Origin of the sequence: Legionella sheltonii, assembly GCF_026191355.1 — a bacterium.
GTDB lineage: Bacteria > Pseudomonadota > Gammaproteobacteria > Legionellales > Legionellaceae > Legionella > Legionella sheltonii.
The window spans coordinates 111,953-130,653 of the sequence record NZ_JAPHOQ010000007.1 but is presented as its reverse complement, the minus strand read 5'-3'; the positions used below and the strand labels follow the sequence as shown (position 1 = coordinate 130,653).

Genomic DNA, 18,701 nt, shown 5'->3' with positions numbered 1-18,701 from the left:
CTAAAACAGTAAAAATTATAATAAGAGTTTTAAATTTAAAAGGTCTGTTCTGCCATTTTGCGTACAGAATTATAGAAATAAACTATACCCAATCAGGAATAAGATTTGTACTGCGGTTACGATGAGTCCGTTTTGTATCATTGCTTTGATATTCTCGCTCCCAGCAAAACCCATTGCGGCAAACATATTCGCACCAGGATAGGCATAATTAGTAACACGGGTGGCGAAAATCATGGCTAAAGCGAATGTGATCATGGGTAATTGCATCTGAAGCACACTGGGGAAAAAAAGCTGATGCAGCATTTTAATGGTTGCTTCAGCAGCGCCAGGCATGCCAAAAGCCCCAGTGAAACCAATTAACATCGTTAATACTGGTTTTCCACCTAAATGAATTAATGGGGTTAATAGTTCGGTTAAGGCACTAAATCCTCCCGCCTGATGAATCAAAATCATAAAAGGATCAAATAAAATAAACAAAAAGAAGAGATGCAGGCTTTTTTGCATTCCAGTAATTAACAATTTAAAAGTTTGATTTAAGCTTAATTTGCTTGTCAATCCAGTAATAAGTGCCAGAAATAACATGACAAAAATAACGTAGGGAGTTTTTGCTTGAGTCAATAATCCATACACGACACACAGTATAAAGGAGATCAAAAAAAGCGAAGTGGTGCGCTTTTGTCGTTTATTGGGGGCAAAGGGTTCTGAGGTATCCTCTTCTTCGCACGATTCATTCGCATACTGTCGTTGCAATCGATTCGCCATAACCCAAGTAGTAATTAAAGTAATCATGGCAATGGGAAGCGATGCATAAATAAGTACAGACGCATAGTTGAGCCCGGTAATACCCAGTAAAGCCACTACTGGAGGGGCAAAAGGCCCAATAATTAACGCTTCTTCAGCCGAAGCCTGCATTAATACAGCCAAACTGGGGCGTGATAATCCAACTGAACCTGCAATAGGACGTAAACTGGGGGCCAAAATAGCTAATCCTCCTGCCAAGGTGCCAAGTAAGCCGACAATGATAAAAGAGGAAAGCACAATGCCAATTTTAGCCCGTCGCTGAGTATTGATTCCAATCCCATAAACAATTTGGTGCACCAAAGTATGACTGACCTGAGTATGCGTTAAGATCTCGCCTAGGCCATGGCCTAGCATGATAATAAAACCAACTAACGCCATGAATGATCCTAACGCACCCGCCAGAGAATTCCCGATAGCAATTGGGTTGCTCAGATTCCACAAATAGCCCAATCCCACACAGAGTGCCGTTGCGATTAAAGGATTAACATTGCGAAATAACATCACAACATAAAGGACAATAATGGATAAACTGGCCAACTGAATGGAATAAGACATTAACGGATCACTCCAATCTTATTTAATCCTTGGGTAATCCCTTCAATTCCCAAACCTGGTTTATCTGACAAAATAATTTTATTACCAAGGCGCTGTGCCCCGCCTGCAATATAATTGTCACGAATCAAATAAATGGGATCAAGGTCTGCATAGGAGATATCCGGTTTACTTAAAGCAAAACTGGTTATCGCTGCAACGCCAATAGGGGATTCCAGCATACATCCGACCATTATTTTCATTTGTGCCGTTTTTGCAATAGAGTAAATCGCTTGGGCATTCTCAATACCTCCGGATTTCATCAACTTAATGTTGATGCCATCACAGGCATTCATTTTTGCAATATTCAGTGTATCTTCGGGGGAAAAACAGGCCTCGTCGGCAATAATAAGACAATCAACCTGTTCGCTAAGGGCCTTTAAGTGCACGAGATCCTGGGCATTAATTGGTTGTTCTATCAAAGGGATATTCAAATGTTGCTGTTTCAATGAGTCAATAACCTTGATGGCCTCTTCATAAGACCATCCCTGATTGGCATCGACAAGTAATGTGATCGAGTCGCCTACAGCCTGGCGAATCGCATGAGCGCGTCGGATGTCTTCAAGTGGATTTAATCCTAATTTTATTTTTATAGTTTGGTGCCCTTGATTGACCAGGTTGATTGCATCATGCACCATCCCGTCAACCTCTTTAACGCTTATAGTAATACATGAGTTCATGCTGTTCGTATTCCCCCCCAGCAATTTATAAAGGGGTAAGCCGCAATATTGAGCAAACAAATCATGCAAGGCAATGTCAATGGCCGCCTTTGCAGAAGTATTACCTGGGATGGCCTGTTGATTCATTTGAAGTAATAAATTCAATTCAGAAATACTTCGTCCAATTAACTGCGGACCCAGAATGGATTTAATTGCACTAATAATTGATTCCGTACTGTCTCCAGTGATGGCTGGAGTTGACGCAGCTGAACCATAACCCAGATTGCCCTTATCGGTTTTAATGATTACCACCACATCCTCAACACATTCGGTACGTCTTACGGCTGTGATAAATGGGCGTGTTAATGGAATAGTCAATTGCGCAATCTGAATCTCCGTAATGTTCATCAAAGCACCTTTTAAACGGATATTTTTTTATTGAAATGATGGAACAATATACCTCATTTTTTTAAATTCAACCAAATACGCTGGAGTTTGAGAGGGGGCAGCAAATGCCGGGGATCGCTTTGTATTGTGGTTGAGGAGTCAATGTTCTATCGTTAATAAGTTGTACACCTAATAAAACCAATTATCGAATGAGCGAGATGGGAAAATTAAAGAATAAAATTGTCTTAATTACTGGCAGCACCAAATCAATTGGTCTTGCAATTGCTGAGCTATTTTGTAAGAAAGGTGCCACAGTCATTGTTACCGGCAGACTCGCAACCGTGGAGGGAGAGAAATTTGCCCAATCAATAGGGGCAAGCGATTATCTAACCCTGGATGTTTGTTCTGAACAAAATTGGCAAGAGGTTGCAACTTTTATTGGAAAAAAATATCAAAGGCTTGATGTTTTAGTGAATAATGCCGGTATCGATTCTGCTCCCAAATCGGATAAATCCCAAGATATAGAAAATTGCTCTCTTGAGGATTGGCGAATGGTGCATACGGTTAACTTGGACGGAACATTTCTTGGATGTAAAACGCTGATGCCACTTTTGAAAAAAAGCGTCAATGCCTCAATTATCAATATGGGTTCTCGGTCGGGGCTGGTAGGAATTCCTTCTCATGTTGCCTACGCTTCGAGTAAGGCTGCCATTTTGAATCTTACAAGAACGGTAGCCATGCATTGTGCCAAAATGGAGTACACGATTCGCTGCAATGTCATTGTGCCTGCTGCCATTTTGACTGAAATGTGGGACTCTGAATTTGGCCAGGATGAAGAACGCTCTCGGCGGATTGAGGAATACACCAATACCATTCCATTAAAGCGTATGGGAAAAGCAAGTGAAGTCGCCAAACTTGCTGTTTTTTTAGCGTCTGATGATTCTTTGTTTATCACCGGTTCCCAATATAATATTGATGGTGGCATTATGGCTGGTAGTGGTTCGTATGGGTCAAATAAAAACAGTGCACAGAATCGGTTTTTTGGCTTGCCCATTACAGCAGATAAGGCAGAGGATGAAGCGCCTCGCGCAAACCCTGCTCATTTACCGAGCAGTGCGGGAATCAGCCGCCTTTAGGTGAGGTCCTTGGATTTTGGATTAGCAATATTGAAGCATAAGTCATAATAAAAATGTTTTAAATTCAGAATCCTAGGATTGTTTTTGTATGTTTCCGATTATCTCTAATGCGCTTTCCTTTTTGAAATTATACTCAATATGATTTAATATTGTGCGCAGAAAGGCTAATTTATAGCTTCTCTGCAAAAATAATTGTATTACATGGAGAGAGTGTATTATGTTTTCACGAATGATTTCATCAGGTTTGTCGTCAATTAGTTCTATATTTTCAGAAACCAAGCAGGAAGAAAAATCGAAATTTCAATATGAACTGAATGATGAGGAACAGAAACAGCTAAGACATTCAGAAGATAAACCTAAAATTGTTGCGCTTTATGCGGAACATGATGGGGCAGTGAACGCCGATCTGGCAATTCAGCACTTTGAAAAAGATGGATTAGACGTTGTCAGAGTTTCTCCAGAAGAGGGATTAAGTCATCCTACTTTTTCAAGTAATTCTATTGACGGTATTTATTTGCCTGGTGGTTCGGATATTCCTGTTCAGGATGAAAGTGATCCGCGTAAAAGGTTTGAAGGCCAACTAACCCAACTCGCACGCGCTAAAGATATTCCTCTTATTGGTATCTGTCGCGGTGAACAAGCTATTGGGCATCATAATCGTTTGGCGGTGGAGGATTTGCCCGACTATGAGCAGCATTATGGCGGCGCGAATAACGGAAGTACTCCGGATGCAAATAATACAGTTGTTGTAGAAAAAGGAAGTCAATTGTTTGCCGCATTACAAAATGAATTTAAGGAAAAAAATAATGGGCCCCTGGAGTATCCTGTCACATGCCTTCATCATCAACATATACCCGAAAGTCCAAGTCATACTGACATACAAGTCACAGGACGCAATAAATTTGATAATACAATAGAGAGCATTGAGATAAAAACGGGAAAATATTTTTCATTTGGTGTACAACATCATCCCGAAGTGCTAATAAGTTCTTGTGAGGATAAAAGAAAAGAAAAAATTACCCAGGTAGAAAAAGAAGCTGAAGAAGCCCGATTTACTGCGAATTTTTTCGAGCCAGATACGGCGCTTATTGCAGAGCTCCAGTATGCTCAAAAACTAAGAGAAGCACATGAGCAATCAAGAGATGAACGAGCTGCCAGGGCAGAGATGGGTTTTTTTACAAAACAAGTTAAAAAACGCTTTCTTGAACACAAGTCACAACAAAAAGAAACACAGCCTTGTGATGTAGATACCACGCAGCATTCTCCTGTATTTGAGCTCTGGGGCTAAAGTCATTCTAACCCCCTACCTCTTATGCCAGGGAAGGCAAAGAGCGGATAGAGAATAGTACCGCCCGATTCGTCATTAATTTTGATTAAATTTCAGTTACTTAATAAAAGCTCGTCGTCTATTGGTTTTTCCATCTTCAGGTACCGCCTAAAGAGTGCCTATCTTGTTTTGACCCCATGCAAAGAACAAGCCTATATAAAATTTATAAGCTTATAATAAAAATTATATGTACTAATAATGGCTGGTTAAGCCAATAAGAATACAATTTGGATATTCAATGACTCTGATTCGCTCATTGTCTAAATTTAAATTGAGGTACACTATAATGTTTCAAAAATTTTCTGAATTTTTATCGGGTTTCAGGACTCTTAACAATGCACAAAGCACTAGAGAGCAGAAGTCAAAATTTGAATTCGCTTTGGATAGGGATGAAAAAGAACAATTAAAGCAAGCGGACGAAAAGCCAAAAATTGTCGCCCTTTATGATCAATCAGGCGGAACTAGCTATTGTGACCTGACGATTGAGTATTTTAAAACGAAAGAGCTTGACGTGATTCCGGTTACACCCGAGGAAGGGTTAAGTCATCCCGTTTTTAGCGGTAAAATCAATGGTATCTATTTACCCGGGGGTCCCAATGTTCCAGTAGATGATCCCAGTGATCCGCGTAAAAGGCTTGAAGGGGAACTTACAGAACTAGCCCAAAAAAGGGATATTCCTCTTTTAGGCATATGTCGGGGACAACAAACAGTCGCACATCATCATGGATATACTGTCACAGACCTCCCAGGATATGATAGGCATTATGAGCATTCCTATGAAATATATGAGAAAACTCAAGATCCTAACCTCAATAACAGAGTGGTCGTTGAAGAGGGAAGTCAGTTATATAATGCGTTACACTATAAGCTGAAGCCCAAGGATAGAAGTAGTATAGAATATAACGTCACTTGTCTGCATCATCAACATGTAGAAGAAACTCAGGACAATCCCAGTCTTTTTGTAACAGGACGTGGTAAATTTGATAGATCAGTTGAAAGTCTTGAAAAAAGAACCGGGAAATATTATACCGTGGGCTTACAACATCATCCTGAATCGGTAATCACCCTATGTAAAGAGGCAAGACAAGAAAAAGTTAAAGAGTTAGAAAAAGAAGCTGAAGAAGCCCGATTTACTTCGAATTTTTTCGAGCCAGATGCGGCGATTATTGCAGAGCACCAATATACTCAAAAACTCAGAGAAGTGCGTTTAAAATCAAAAGATGAAAAAGCAGCAAGAGCGGAGCTGGGCTTTTTTTCAAAACAAGTGAAACATCACTATCTTGATGATGCTCCCAAAAAAGAACAAGCACAAGAACCCAGTCATTATTTTCCTTGTGCTTTCTAATGTTCAATTAATAGTTTATTTCCTGCACCAAGGAAGGTGGCCGGGGATCTTGGTCTCTATGGAATTTCCTTTCGTTGTTCCATCTTCGGGTATCGCCTAGAGAGAGCCTTTCTTGTTTTGAGCCCATGCAAAGAACAAGCCTAAATAAAATTTATAAGCATATAATAAAAGTTATATGTACTAATAATAGTTAGTTAAGCCAGTAAGAGTACAATTTAGATATTCAATGATCCTATTTAGCTCATTGTCTAAATTTAAATTGAGGTACGCTATCATGTTTCAAAAATTTTCTGAATTTTTATCGGGTTTCAGGTCTGTTAACAATGCACGAAGTATCAGCGAAGAAAAGCCAAAATTTGAATACGCTTTAGACAAGGAAAAAAAAGAGCAATTAAAGCAAGCGGACGAAAAGCCAAAAGTTATTGCACTTTATGATAAATCAGGCGGTACTAGCTATTGTGACCTTACGATTGACTACTTGCAAAGGAAAGGGCTTGAAGTGGTTCCGGTTACACCCGAGGAAGGGTTAAATCATCCCGTTTTTAGCGGTAAAATCAATGGTATCTACTTACCCGGGGGACCCAATGTTCCAGTACATGATCCCAGTGATCCGCGTATGAGACTGGAAGGTGAACTTACGGAATTAGCCCAAAAAAGGGATATTCCTCTTTTAGGCATATGTCGGGGACAACAAACAGTCGGGCATCATCATGGTTATAAAATAGCAGATATTCCTGAAGATGAGCAGGAGCACCAACCCCACTATGAGCATTTTGATACCGTGTTTAAAGAAACCCAAGATGCTACCTATAATAGTAGAGTTGTGGTTGGAGAAGGAAGTCAATTGTATAATGCATTACATTATAAGCTGAGGCATAGGGATAGAAGTAGTATAGAATATAACGTCACGTGCCTGCATCATCAACATGTGGAAGAGAGCCAGGACAATGCTAGTCTGCTCATATCAGGACGTGGTAAATTCGATAGATTAGTAGAAAGTGTTGAAAAAAGGACCGGGAAATATTATACCGTGGGCTTGCAACATCATCCTGAAGCAGTTATCAGTGCGTGTGAGGATGCACGACAAGAAAAAATCAGAGAGATAAAAGAACAAGCATTTCAAGCTCAACTTGATGTAAATCATTTTTCAGATCCTGATATTGCATACTTTGTGGAACTTAAATATGCGCAACGACTGAAAGACGCTGCTCAATTAAAATCAAAAGATGAAAAAGCAGCAAGAGGGGAGCTGGGCTTTTTTTCAAAACAAGTGAAACATCACTATCTTGATGATGCTCCCAAAAAAGAACAAGCAGAAGAACCCAATGATTATTTTCCTTGGTTTTCTAATGTCTAATTTTAGTTTATTTCCTTCACCAAGGAAGGTGGCAGGGGATTTTTGTCTCAATAGAGCTGCCTCGATGCAGCCAAATCTAACTCTTAAAGCTAAAGAATCTGCTTACCGTACTCGCAGATTTTAATTCGTGAACCAACACTACTTTGTCTAAACATCCACTTGTCTCCCAATTTCCACAACGGCATCCGGAGAAAGCTGAAAATATTCACTTTCATGTAATGCATTACGCTGCATAAAGGCGTAAAGCTTACCCACCCATGTTGGCAATCTATTTTTTCCCTTCTCACGGGAGATAATTCGTGCATGTCCCACATAGTAGATAATGTTATTAAGAACGAGATCATTTTTGCTCATGACTTGTCTCATCACTCTGGGTACGTTAGGACGCTCCATAAATCCATAGGAAGCAACAATTCGCCAGACATTAGGATAAATTTTCTTTAAGGTGATTCGTTCCGTGCTTTTTACCCAAGGAATTGACTTGGTGTCTATCTTTAAAATAAAAACTTTTTTCTGCAAAGCACGATTTTGTCTGACATGCCAGATCAATGCCGAAGGCGCATCGTCGGATGTCCGTGTTAGGAAAACAGCGGTTCCTGGCACGCGGGCAATTTGTTCTTCTGCGATATGCTTCATAAAGGTTTTGATAGGAACTACTGCTTCACCCAGCCGTTGTGACACAGCTTTTGTTCCTGAATGCCAAATGAGCATAATCCCATATACAAAAATAGCGAAAATAACCGGCACATAGCCACCTTCCAAGAATTTTGACAAATTAGCAGCGAAAAATGCGCTATCAATGATCAAAAAGATACCGATAATTATTCCTGTTCTCAGAAGACTCCAATTCCATACTTCACGAAAAGCGATGAACAACAGCGCGGATGTGGCAAGCATTGTTGCGGATACCGCTACGCCATAAGCTGACGCCAGATTATCTGACTTTTTAAACCCTATTATCAGACCAACGGTTGCGATCATAAGTAACCAGTTTGCAACGCCAATATAGATCTGTCCATATCCTTCAGAGGAGGTCTGGGTGATACGTAATCTTGGCAGCCATCCCAACTGAATCGCTTGACGAGTCATAGAAAATGTCCCGCTAATGATCGATTGACTGGCAATAATGGTGGCAATCGTTGCTAATATAACAAGGGGTATCATCGCGATCTGAAAGATCCCCACGAAATTACCAAACACGGTTAAGCTCCTGTTCTATAATCTCTTGTAAGGTTCTAGGGTCAGGGGCTAAGGAACAGAGCTGATTATGCTCAATCATAAGCTTACCCAGGGTAAAATAAGAGAATATTTTCTTATCTTTGACCGTATTGGCTTGGAAGTATTGTTGTTTATTTTGACTATGTGCAATTACTCCAATAACCCAATAAGTAATTTGCACAATAGCAGCAAGAAGCATTTTTACTCCCCATCTATCTACTGAATGAGTACGCACATAACGTCCTGCTAGTCCGAATTGATGACTTTTAACATCTCTAAACGATTCTTCTATTTGCATTCTTTTAAAATAGAGATTGATAATATCAGTAGGCCCTACATCCAATGGTAAATTAGTAGCCAAAATCCATGGCTCTTTATTAGCTTGACTATAACTTCCATTAGACAGTGTCGAGGTGGTTTTTCCTCGTGATGTCTTTACCTTTCTTCCCTTAGGCTTACGATAGGTTGTAACCACCCTACAAGGTCTTGTATGCTCTTTGGTTAATAGAGCATGCTCATAATGTGTCGTTTTAGATTTAATATCAGGGATTAGTTCTTTAATGAGTTTCCATCCCAGTTCTTCGGATAATTGTACCGATTTAACTCCTCTTACACGACTTAGCCAATACCAGCCCAGCGCTTCTATTTCTTTAAACCATTCTTCATAAAAACCGGCATCCATGATTACGATTACTCGACGATTTTTGGGCAAACAAAGACTCAACTCTTTTAAAAAGTCCTTAGCTCGTCCTTTTGTTTCGGTATCTCTATACACTTCTCGATAAAGAGGAAGACTTCTACCTTTTAACGCTATTTCTGCACTGAGCATTTGAATTTCTCGGTCGTCTTTTAAGCAGCAAATATCTACAATCAAAGGTAAGGTTGTATCTTGCGAGATGTAAGTAAAAACAAAGCTTGATAACCCTTGATAAATGGAAAAAAGTTCATTATGCAGTGCCTTATTGCCTTCCAGCCTATCAACTTTCTTTATCTTATTTTTTAATTTTGCATCTCCAGGCAAGTTCCTCCCTAATTCACTTAATGAAAGGTTTTGGCTATGTCTTAAGCCTGATGCTACATCCATTACTGCATTCAATCGTGATATATGAATTTCAGGACATGATTCTGTAAGCGAATTATAAAGATAGGTTTCTACAGCTAACATTTTAATTTCCATGAGTCTTAATGACGCTCATTTGATCATGAGACGCTCTTTATTTCAACTCATAATTCGTGGGGATAGATCAGATCGCGATGGGAGGACATAGGCGATAGAAAATATTATCGGATAATGGCACTCCTTCTAACACCAATGCTGCTTGCCCCGCATAATTAAGCACAAGACTTGGAAATACAAGTCCCAACCATGCAAGACGGATTGGTGTCGCCCCAAAATGTCCCATGTCTGCATAGAGAGCTTCCGCTCCGGTAACACATAAAAATACGCCACCTAACACGAGAAATCCTTTGAGGCCATGAGAAAGTAGATAGTCAAGACTGTAAGAGGGATTAAGCGCTTTCAGTACGGAAGGATGCTGAATAATACCCCATAATCCTAAAATACCAAGAGTGAGGAACCATGCTCCCATCACCGGCCCAAAGATTTTCCCAATTTTAGCTGTTCCTTTGAACTGGATGGCGAACAGCGCAATGAGAATGGCAATCGATAATGGAAGAACATATGGAGTAAAGGACGGTGTAATTATATTTAAACCTTCTAGTGCGGATAGGACAGAGATTGCTGGAGTAATGGCACCATCCCCATAGATAAGTGCTGCCCCAAATAATCCCACTGCAATAATGAGGGGTCTGGTACGAAGCTTTACACCCAGCAATGACATTAATGCTAAAATGCCTCCTTCGCCATCGTTATCAATACGCATGGCAAAATAGACATATTTAATTGTGGTCACCATGATCAGTGTCCATACTATAAGCGAAAGAGAGCCCAGGATTGCATTGGTGTCGAGCGTACCCCCCATCAGGGTTAACACGGTTTTGAAGGTATAAAGCGGACTTGTGCCAATATCGCCAAAAACAATACCCAAGGCTGAAAAGCTCAATAAGGCTAAACTGGAATTTGAAACGGATTTTCTCATCATTTATGATTTATCCTAAAAGCGTTCCTATCCTGCATCAATTCGAATATTAACAAACTGCCAGGGGTCACTTTGATCCATATATTTATTATCTGCATGGCTCCTGTCCTTTAGAGGAGTCCAATCGGTATAATAACCATCGACTTTGCCAAGATAAGGGAGGGCTATATTCAAAATATATTCATGGTCCATATCTTCAGGTTCTATAATTCCATGTTCTGGATTTTTAATAGCCCAAATCACCCCCGATAAAACTCCAGCTGCAACTTGTAAGCTTGTCGCACTATTATGGCTAACTATTTTTCTCGCTTCATGTATGGACAGATGAGAGCCATACCAATAAGCTCCATTTTTATTTCCCATTAATAAAACCCCGAGTTCATCCGTACCATCAACAATTTCTTTTAACATAATTCGTTTCTCTTTTTGAGGTACATATTTTCTTTGCACGAGCTCTTTTAAAGACAAAATAGCATCAGGACAGGGCTGATAAGCATAATGAACAGTTGGCCTGTAATATACTGTACTCTCTTTTTTTAAAGTTAAATATTCGGCGATAGATAAAGATTCAGCGTGAGTAATTAAAAAACCATTAATAGGGCCGGAGTTAGGAGTCCAAGTACGTACTTGAGTCTCTGCTCCTGGCTGACTAAGATATATGCCACACTTTGAGCCAAAGTGGTGATGATTGGCATCATAAGGCCAATGACGTTCATGGCTTCCCCAGCCTAGTTCAGCAGGTCTAAGCGCTTCCGAAATTAAGCCATCGACTGACCAGGTATTTATAAATTCATCCGTTTTTTTTGTTTGAGAGGAAATTTGCGTATCATGTTCCGAAATGTGAATCGTTTTTATCTCAAGGTCATGGGCCAATTGAGCCCATTCCACTGATTTTTGGGGGCGATCGCCACTCCACTTATTATCTTTTGCCAAATTCCATAAGGCTTGTTTCAGAAAGTGAGATACCAATCCAGGATTCGCTCCATGGGTTAAAACAGCGGTGGGTCCTTGCTTTTTATGCTGTAAGGTCGCATCACGTAAAGCATAATTAGAGAGTAGAGGATTATTTTCGTTATGCCTTTCTTCCCAAGGTTCAGCGGCAGCATCCAAATAGAGTATTTTATTTGCTTGGCAATATTGGATTAAATCAATAGTGGATACTCCGACGGATAAATTTAACAAAAAATCACCAGGCTTGAGGATAGAGGATAAAAGTTCTCGGTAATTATGTTCTTTAACCGCACGTTCATCGAATGTGACGCGATAATGGTTGGCCACATCGGTACCAAAAGTATGTTTTGATAGAATGTGAATTTGAGATGGGTCTAGTTTAATACATTGAAATAAAAGCGGTAATACGGCTTGACCAATACTTCCGAAGCCAAGAATTAGAATTTTATTATTAAATACTATTTGAGTTGCTGATTTATCCATAATTCCCCCAAATAGAGTTATCTATTTTTAGTTATTAGAGGTACAAATTTCAAAGAATTTCATTCAGCTACGTTATTGTAATTTTAAGTATAGCTCACAAAGATCATCTCATTCTAAATTTTACTTGAATACGAATAGCGGCTGAAATAATCCCTTGAGTGAAATCGTAATTTGTCGCAGCTTCTTATTTATTTATAAATACAAGGAGTTAATTTACAGTCTTCGCCTATCTGTAATATATTTGATGAAGCGCTTTTACGACCGAACCAAATCAAGTGGCAATGAACTTATCGCACTCCATAAAAGGGATTCAATAGATGAAAAATTATGAAATGTATATTGATGGACAATTTACTTCAGCAAAAAGCGGAGCTACTCGCGATATTATTGATCCCGGTAATGGCCAATTGATTGCAACAGTTCCAGAAAGTGGCAAAGAAGATGTTGTGCTCGCAATCAAAGTGGCACGTAAGGCCTTCGATGAAGGTGGATGGAAAAATACGTCAGCGCTTGATCGAAGCAAACTTTTATTCAAGGTTGCCGATTTGATCCGTGCCAATGCAAAAATGTTAGCCGAGCTGGAAACACGAAACTGCGGCAAGCCTTTGGCCGAAGCAGAGTATGATGTAACCGATGCAGCCAATTGTTTTGAATTTTACGCGGGACTCGCAACTAAAATTCATGGCGAAACCATGTCGGTTCCTGCGAATTCTTTTAGTTATGTGGTACGGGAGCCCATCGGGGTGTGTGGGCAAATTATTCCCTGGAATTTCCCACTACTCATGGCCGCTTGGAAGCTTGCTCCAGCACTAGCAGCAGGAAATACCGTAATATTAAAACCATCAGAGCTGACACCAATCACTGCGCTTGAGTTATTTAAGCTGATTGATCAATGTGGATTTCCAGCTGGCGTTGTGAATCTCATTACTGGTCCAGGTGCGGGAGTAGGTGAAGAATTAGCAATCAATTCGATGGTGGATAAATTGGCATTCACCGGCGGGACAGTAACCGGCAAAAAAATAATGCAAGCTGCTACCGGAAATTTGAAGCGAATAACATTAGAACTTGGAGGAAAAAATCCCAATATCGTATTTGCAGACTGCAATCTTGAGATGGCAATTGATGGGGCTCTTTTTGGGGCTTTCGCTAATCAAGGCGAGGTATGCTCTGCTGGTTCCCGCTTGATTGTTGAGCGTTCCATTCACAAAAAAATCGTAGATGGGATGTTGAAAAAAATTCCCAATATTAAGTTGGGGCATGGTTTAGATGGTGGAGTAAAAATGGGGCCACTGGTTTCCAGTGCTCACCGCGAAAAAGTAGAACAGTATATCAAGATAGGAATTGATGAAGGCGCAAAATTGATTTGTGGCGGCAAGCGTCCTACTGGTGAAGCTTTTGCAAAAGGAAATTTTCTTGAGCCAACTATTTTTGATGAGGTGACGCCCGCCATGCGCATCGCTCGAGAGGAAATTTTTGGTCCAGTACTTGCCGTCATCCCCTTTGATACAGAAGAGGAAGCCATTCAAATTGCAAACGATACGGAGTATGGTTTAGCAGCAGCCGTGTGGACTAAGGATCTTACTCGTGCTCATCGCGTGACTTCTCAAATTCGTGCTGGCATTCTTTGGGTCAATCACTACCATCCAACCCACAATGAAATGCCTTGGGGTGGATACAAACAAAGTGGAGCAGGTCGCGAGTTAGGTCTATATGGAATTGAAAGTTATCTTGAAGTCAAGCAGGTGAATATTAATCTAGAGGATGCGCCAATTGGGTGGTACTAATGAATCAAATTAATATTAAAACACAAATACCAGGACCAAAATCTCAAATGTTGATGGAGCAACGTCATAAACATGTTGCGCGAGGTCCATTTCACGCGACTCCCATCTTTGTGGAACGAGCAAAAGGCTCGTTTGTAGAAGATGTAGATGGAAATGTATTTTTGGATTTCTCATCTGGAATTGGTGTGGTGAATACAGGACACTGTCCCGATACGGTAGTCAATGCACTCAAGGCCCAGGCTGATAAATTCATGCACACGAGTTTCAATATTCTTCCTTATGAAGGCTATATTAAGGTGTGTGAAAAATTAAACTATCATGCTCCGGGGAATTTTGAAAAAAAATCTATCCTGCTGAATTCAGGTGCTGAAGCGGTAGAAAATGCGATTAAAGTAGCGCGTGCCTATACTGGAAAACAAGCGGTGATTTGTTTTGATCATGCGTATCATGGCCGTACCTACATGGCGATGGCACTTACCGCAAAGAATAAACCCTACAAGCATGGATTTGGTCCATTTCTTTCAGAAATTCATCGGGCACCCATTCCTTATGAGTATCGTTGGCAGGGAGCAAATTGTGTCGAAGAGTGTTTTCATGATTTTTCTGAGCTCGTTAATTTTCGAGTGGGTGTTGAAAATGTTGCGGCAGTGATTTTAGAGCCCGTGCTGGGTGAGGGAGGATTTATACAATTTCCAGCCTCTTTTTTAGAAAAACTTCGAGAGTTTTGCACGGCGAACAACATGGTGTTGATTGCCGATGAAATTCAATCGGGTTTCGGACGTACTGGCAATCTATTTGCAATGAAGACCATGGGAGTTGATCCTGACCTTACTGTCTCAGCAAAAGGGCTTGGGGGTGGAACAGTGCTCGCTGCGGTAACCGGCAAAGCGGAAATGATGGATGCTGCAATGGTGGGTGGGTTGGGAGGAACTTTTGGAGGAAACCCACTGAGTTGTGCGGCGGCTCTAGAAGTATTCAAAATCTTTGAAGAAGGAGCGCTTTTGAAAAATGTCACGCATCTTTCAAAAGTACTTCATACCAAGCTTTCTGGATTTAAAGAAAAATATAAAATAGTAGGTGATTTTCGTGGTTTGGGTGTTATGCAAGCCATTGAACTTGTGGAAGATAAAACCACTAAAGAACCAAATAAAGTAGCAGCAGACCGATTAACACGATTTTGTTTGGAGCATGGACTGGTAATTCTTAGCTGTGGAGGATATGGAAATGTGATTCGCCTTCTTATGCCGCTTTCTACTGATGTAAACGATTTGGAAATTGGACTTTCTATCATTGAAAAAGGACTCAAGACATTATAAAGACAGCGTAGGTTTTTATTCCGATGGTTTTTGCAATAAAATTTCTTTCCCCAATGGATAAAGGGGGGGCCGGTTCGATTTCCAAATTTTTTTGGAACTGATGATGAAGGTCTGCCTTAATACGTAGGTTTATTCTCATCTGGATCAGAGGTTGCATCTTTATGCATCTCTTTACTTGTTTGCGAAATATGCAAGCCATCAGTAAAATCCAAATAGCTCGCAATGATGCGAGCAACATCTTTTGACAACGCATTTCCCTTAAACAGTCCCATAAGTGCATGTTGGGTCAAATTATTGAGTTTCTCTTCTTCTTTACTCAGAAAATCCTTCATTTCCTGGCCAGTTGCCAAATCAATTGGTTTTGAGGAGTAGCCTTGGCTAAAATCTCTATCTTGAGTAAAGGGATGAATGTAGAAAGGGAGCTTAAGTAACGCCCGTTTTTGTACTTTAGATAGATTTTTAAAGAGGCTTTTAATTTCCGCTACATTACCTTCTTCGATTGACTTAATATAACCTTCAATAGTTGATTTCTTCAGTTTCAATGGTTCGATAAATATTGGCTGGCTTATAAGTTCTCCCTTAGAGTATTTATAAGTACATTCATCTGCAAAATATTGGCCACCATTCAAACTAATAATTTCATTAACTGATTTGGGAATTGCAATTACTGGCCTACTATTTTCTAATACTAAAGATTTTTCACAAAAACCATTCTTTTTAATATAAAGTCCAATATTCACATTAGTAGACTGACTAATTTTTAGAGACATCACCCAAGAATGCGAGCTATTCACTGTTCCAAGGGAAAAAATAAATGTTCCAATTGGCTTATATGTCAGAGCTTTTTCAATTTGCTGTTCATTAAGATCCAATTGTTTCCACGTCATTGACAGCAAAGAAGAGCCTCGCAGACTGTCCATTCCTTTCACTGCTTCAATTTGATTAAAGGGAATCCAGTTTCTCTCCCTGGTAAGTCGTAACACCATCGTTTTGAGATCTTGGAAATTGCCTGGATAATTTTGTAGGGTAAGCGTTTGCTCATCAGCTGGATTTTGGGTGACTAACAAATGAAGCACCTTAATTTCCGAAGATTTTCCTCTTATCACAATACTCAATGCAGCAACGGCATCTTGTTGACTAGTGGGCCGCAATAAAAAGGTTCCAAAGGGCATATTCATGAGACGCTTTTCAGCTTCTTTGCGGTCAATATTATAATAACATGCGGGGGTGTCATAATGATCTTTCTCTGGCATCAAAGATAACCCAATGTAGTTGGTTTTGTATCATGTTAGTATATTACATGATTTTAATTTAATCAATTTGTTCTTTTTTGGTTGCTAGAAAAAGTAAAATAGAACAGCAAAAAATATTTAATCATCATCGTTAGTGGATCTGGTTAGATACGGCCTTTAAAACAAGTCGAATTTTCCAAAAATGCTCTCTTGTTTTTAAGACCTCTAACAGAATATGAGCAATATTATCTATTTTGAGGGATTTCAGGGTTAACATCGGTAAAAGGAAAAGCATTTATTTCCAGATTAAGTTGACCATGTGCTTGAATCATAATTTTGTCGAACTCACCTAAAAAAGGTTTTCCTTCTTCCCTATAGTTTTCGTGTAATTCTTTTTGCCTTTGGGCAAGTATTTTTGAAATTTGCCCTAACTCATTCCCGTGACCAGCCTCATCGAGTTCTCTTAATCCCAAATAAAATGTTATGTGCTAACTCTGATTTTTTTGATGAAAAAAATGGTGGAAGAGTAATTACATTAGATAAGAGTTTATGAACACTATCCCAAAACTGATTGCGCAAATAATAAGCTTCAAATTTCTTCGCAATATCGCTCGCTACACTCATTTCAGAAAAGCCAGGGGCATTTAACTCATTTAACGACTTTAATAGTGTGGGAATGGTATATTTTTCAGTAGGAAAAAAGTTTTCTGCAGATAAATTATACATGAACTCTTGATCATCAGAAGATTGCAGGTGTAATGAAAGGCTACTGACTTTAGATTTAGCTAATTTCATTTTTTCCATATAATTTAGTTTAGGATCATCTTTGATTGCACTCAGTTCTGTTTTGAGGTCTGTAATATAATCTCGTTGAGTAGGATTAAGTGTACGATTATTGTCTGAATGAGCAGTAAGCAAATCAATGACCTCCTCAATATATTGGAATGAGTGACACACTTTACGTAACTGGCGATATAAATAAGATTCTTGCTGATTGTAATTTTTTAAAAACAGAACAACTCTCATTAGTTCATTTTTTAAAATTGGTGTTGCACTGTTGTCATCCATATTGGCGGTTTTATCCAAACAGTTCTGTAGACGGTCTAAGGCAAATTTGATGGGGACTGAATTATTTTCCTTGAGATGTTTTTCATAATTAGTTACCGAAATTATTGCTTGCTCAAGAAAAGAACGCTCATCATCGACTAAAGTGGCTCCCAATGGACGACGAAAATAGAGTGTTACTTTTCGTGGTTGAGGTAAAGGGCTTTTCTCTTTAATATGATTAACTTTGCAAAATTTTTGGTAAAACGCTTCGTGTTCCTCACACAATTGATTTAACTCCCTACGTACGTCTGTTGCATCAATAGTCTTTCCTTCATAGAACCTTTGATATAGCTTAGGATACAGTTCCTGGAACAATTCGCCATGTTCCTGATTCACAAATAAGCGATGATCCTGACTATAATGCCTATGGTTACTTAGAACTTGTCGGGCGTGGAAGGCAGTGCCTTTCGAGTAGAGCCACCAGCAATCCCGCATCTCATTGTAATATTCAAAACGTTTCTCCCGGGATAAGGACTCAGCTGGAATATCTTGAAATTCTGTCCATTGATTATTCATGACCATCTTATAGGGGGGACGGAGGGCGTTTTTAGCCAAACTACCTGTTTCCTGACAAAAGCGATACAAATCATCATGTAATAATTTGGGGACATGATTCGTTTTTTCCTCTGGAGTTAACAACATCGCTTTACCATGCCAACCAGGATATACTTTTATAGCAACTTTTGTCGTATGCAGGCTTGCAAAAACATACCTGCTTCTATCTTGAGGATCAAAACCAGGTTTATATTCATGCAACATTACTGCTGCCTCGAGTCTTTGTACGTTTTTAGGAATAATGTAGGAATTGGGATCATCGGCCCTCCCGGCACCCGGTACATGATCGACCAAAAATAAATTTACTTTGACATCAGGGTACAAATTATCCAGTAAATTAGCCAACCTCACAC

General features: G+C 39.6%; 15 protein-coding genes. 6 read left to right on the top strand and 9 right to left on the bottom strand.

The features are described from left to right. Nucleotides 1–69: 69 nt before the first annotated feature. Nucleotides 70–1,356: a GntT/GntP/DsdX family permease gene (locus OQJ26_RS09295; protein ID WP_265703575.1), complete on the bottom strand. Its 1,287-nt coding sequence runs from the start codon at nt 1,354–1,356 to the stop codon at nt 70–72. Next, the gene (locus OQJ26_RS09290; RefSeq protein ID WP_265703574.1) at nt 1,356–2,459 is read right to left on the bottom strand and encodes a dipeptide epimerase; all 1,104 of its coding nucleotides are present in this window, start codon (nt 2,457–2,459) and stop codon (nt 1,356–1,358) included. Before OQJ26_RS09290 ends, OQJ26_RS09295 begins: the two co-directional genes overlap by 1 nt. A 197-nt stretch (nt 2,460–2,656) precedes the next feature. On the opposite strand from OQJ26_RS09290, the gene OQJ26_RS09285 reads away from it, so the two are divergent. The 4 genes from OQJ26_RS09285 (at nt 2,657) to OQJ26_RS09270 (ending at nt 7,603) form a co-directional block, all read left to right on the top strand. Continuing rightward, entirely contained in the window at nt 2,657–3,574 is a 918-nt protein-coding gene (locus OQJ26_RS09285; protein WP_265703573.1) for an SDR family NAD(P)-dependent oxidoreductase, read from the top strand. 217 nt (nt 3,575–3,791) lie between these two features. Then, nucleotides 3,792–4,862 carry a gamma-glutamyl-gamma-aminobutyrate hydrolase family protein gene (locus OQJ26_RS09280; RefSeq protein ID WP_265703572.1) on the top strand — a complete coding sequence of 357 codons (1,071 nt, stop codon included), beginning with the start codon at nt 3,792–3,794 and terminating at the stop codon, nt 4,860–4,862. Between the two features lie 325 nt (nt 4,863–5,187). Then, entirely contained in the window at nt 5,188–6,246 is a 1,059-nt protein-coding gene (locus OQJ26_RS09275) for a gamma-glutamyl-gamma-aminobutyrate hydrolase family protein (protein ID WP_265703571.1), read from the top strand. A 274-nt stretch (nt 6,247–6,520) separates the two neighbouring features. Then, nucleotides 6,521–7,603, top strand: coding sequence for a gamma-glutamyl-gamma-aminobutyrate hydrolase family protein (locus OQJ26_RS09270; protein WP_265703570.1), 1,083 nt, complete (start codon nt 6,521–6,523; stop codon nt 7,601–7,603). Nucleotides 7,604–7,750: 147 nt separating this feature from the next. On the opposite strand, the gene OQJ26_RS09265 is transcribed toward OQJ26_RS09270, so the two are convergent. The 4 genes from OQJ26_RS09265 to OQJ26_RS09250 form a co-directional block, all read right to left on the bottom strand. Next, a complete protein-coding gene (locus tag OQJ26_RS09265) occupies nt 7,751–8,803 on the bottom strand; it encodes a KUP/HAK/KT family potassium transporter (protein ID WP_265703569.1) in 1,053 nt (350 codons plus the stop codon). Next, on the bottom strand, nt 8,793–9,998 hold the full coding sequence (locus OQJ26_RS09260; protein ID WP_265702028.1) for an IS4 family transposase: 1,206 nt from the start codon (nt 9,996–9,998) through the stop codon (nt 8,793–8,795). Before OQJ26_RS09260 ends, OQJ26_RS09265 begins: the two co-directional genes overlap by 11 nt. A gap of 67 nt (nt 9,999–10,065) precedes the next feature. Beyond that, nucleotides 10,066–10,923: a KUP/HAK/KT family potassium transporter gene (locus tag OQJ26_RS09255; protein WP_265703568.1), complete on the bottom strand. Its 858-nt coding sequence runs from the start codon at nt 10,921–10,923 to the stop codon at nt 10,066–10,068. 24 nt (nt 10,924–10,947) lie between these two features. Beyond that, nucleotides 10,948–12,354 carry a saccharopine dehydrogenase C-terminal domain-containing protein gene (locus OQJ26_RS09250; RefSeq protein ID WP_265703567.1) on the bottom strand — a complete coding sequence of 469 codons (1,407 nt, stop codon included), beginning with the start codon at nt 12,352–12,354 and terminating at the stop codon, nt 10,948–10,950. 317 nt (nt 12,355–12,671) lie between these two features. On the opposite strand from OQJ26_RS09250, the gene OQJ26_RS09245 reads away from it, so the two are divergent. Both OQJ26_RS09245 and gabT read left to right on the top strand, forming a co-directional pair. Next, nucleotides 12,672–14,138, top strand: a complete 1,467-nt coding sequence (locus OQJ26_RS09245) for an aldehyde dehydrogenase family protein (protein WP_265703566.1) — start codon at nt 12,672–12,674, stop codon at nt 14,136–14,138. Further along, nucleotides 14,138–15,454: a 4-aminobutyrate--2-oxoglutarate transaminase gene (gene gabT, locus OQJ26_RS09240; RefSeq protein WP_265703565.1), complete on the top strand. Its 1,317-nt coding sequence runs from the start codon at nt 14,138–14,140 to the stop codon at nt 15,452–15,454. Before OQJ26_RS09245 ends, gabT begins: the two co-directional genes overlap by 1 nt. Nucleotides 15,455–15,570: 116 nt before the next feature. On the opposite strand, the gene OQJ26_RS09235 is transcribed toward gabT, so the two are convergent. The 3 genes from OQJ26_RS09235 to OQJ26_RS09225 form a co-directional block, all read right to left on the bottom strand. Further along, complete coding sequence (locus OQJ26_RS09235; protein ID WP_265703564.1) at nt 15,571–16,707, bottom strand: SH2 domain-containing protein; 1,137 nt, start codon at nt 16,705–16,707, stop codon at nt 15,571–15,573. Between the two features lie 224 nt (nt 16,708–16,931). Beyond that, complete coding sequence (locus OQJ26_RS09230) at nt 16,932–17,159, bottom strand: hypothetical protein (protein WP_265703563.1); 228 nt, start codon at nt 17,157–17,159, stop codon at nt 16,932–16,934. Continuing rightward, nucleotides 17,137–18,699 (bottom strand): DUF5621 domain-containing protein, encoded by a 1,563-nt coding sequence (locus OQJ26_RS09225; protein WP_265703562.1) that lies wholly within the window; start codon nt 18,697–18,699, stop codon nt 17,137–17,139. Before OQJ26_RS09225 ends, OQJ26_RS09230 begins: the two co-directional genes overlap by 23 nt. Between the last annotated feature and the right edge of the window lie 2 nt (nt 18,700–18,701).

Excerpts from the sequence above, each read along its gene's own strand:
- gabT (WP_265703565.1), top strand. The coding sequence starts at position 14,138 with ATGAATCAAATTAATATTAAAACACAAATACCAGGACCAAAATCTCAA.
- OQJ26_RS09290 (WP_265703574.1), bottom strand. The coding sequence starts at position 2,459 with ATGAACATTACGGAGATTCAGATTGCGCAATTGACTATTCCATTAACA.
- OQJ26_RS09255 (WP_265703568.1), bottom strand. The coding sequence starts at position 10,923 with ATGATGAGAAAATCCGTTTCAAATTCCAGTTTAGCCTTATTGAGCTTT.
- OQJ26_RS09285 (WP_265703573.1), top strand. The coding sequence starts at position 2,657 with ATGGGAAAATTAAAGAATAAAATTGTCTTAATTACTGGCAGCACCAAA.
- OQJ26_RS09295 (WP_265703575.1), bottom strand. The coding sequence starts at position 1,356 with ATGTCTTATTCCATTCAGTTGGCCAGTTTATCCATTATTGTCCTTTAT.
- OQJ26_RS09245 (WP_265703566.1), top strand. The coding sequence starts at position 12,672 with ATGAAAAATTATGAAATGTATATTGATGGACAATTTACTTCAGCAAAA.
- OQJ26_RS09250 (WP_265703567.1), bottom strand. The coding sequence starts at position 12,354 with ATGGATAAATCAGCAACTCAAATAGTATTTAATAATAAAATTCTAATT.
- OQJ26_RS09275 (WP_265703571.1), top strand. The coding sequence starts at position 5,188 with ATGTTTCAAAAATTTTCTGAATTTTTATCGGGTTTCAGGACTCTTAAC.
- OQJ26_RS09235 (WP_265703564.1), bottom strand. The coding sequence starts at position 16,707 with ATGCCAGAGAAAGATCATTATGACACCCCCGCATGTTATTATAATATT.
- OQJ26_RS09270 (WP_265703570.1), top strand. The coding sequence starts at position 6,521 with ATGTTTCAAAAATTTTCTGAATTTTTATCGGGTTTCAGGTCTGTTAAC.
- OQJ26_RS09280 (WP_265703572.1), top strand. The coding sequence starts at position 3,792 with ATGTTTTCACGAATGATTTCATCAGGTTTGTCGTCAATTAGTTCTATA.
- OQJ26_RS09260 (WP_265702028.1), bottom strand. The coding sequence starts at position 9,998 with ATGGAAATTAAAATGTTAGCTGTAGAAACCTATCTTTATAATTCGCTT.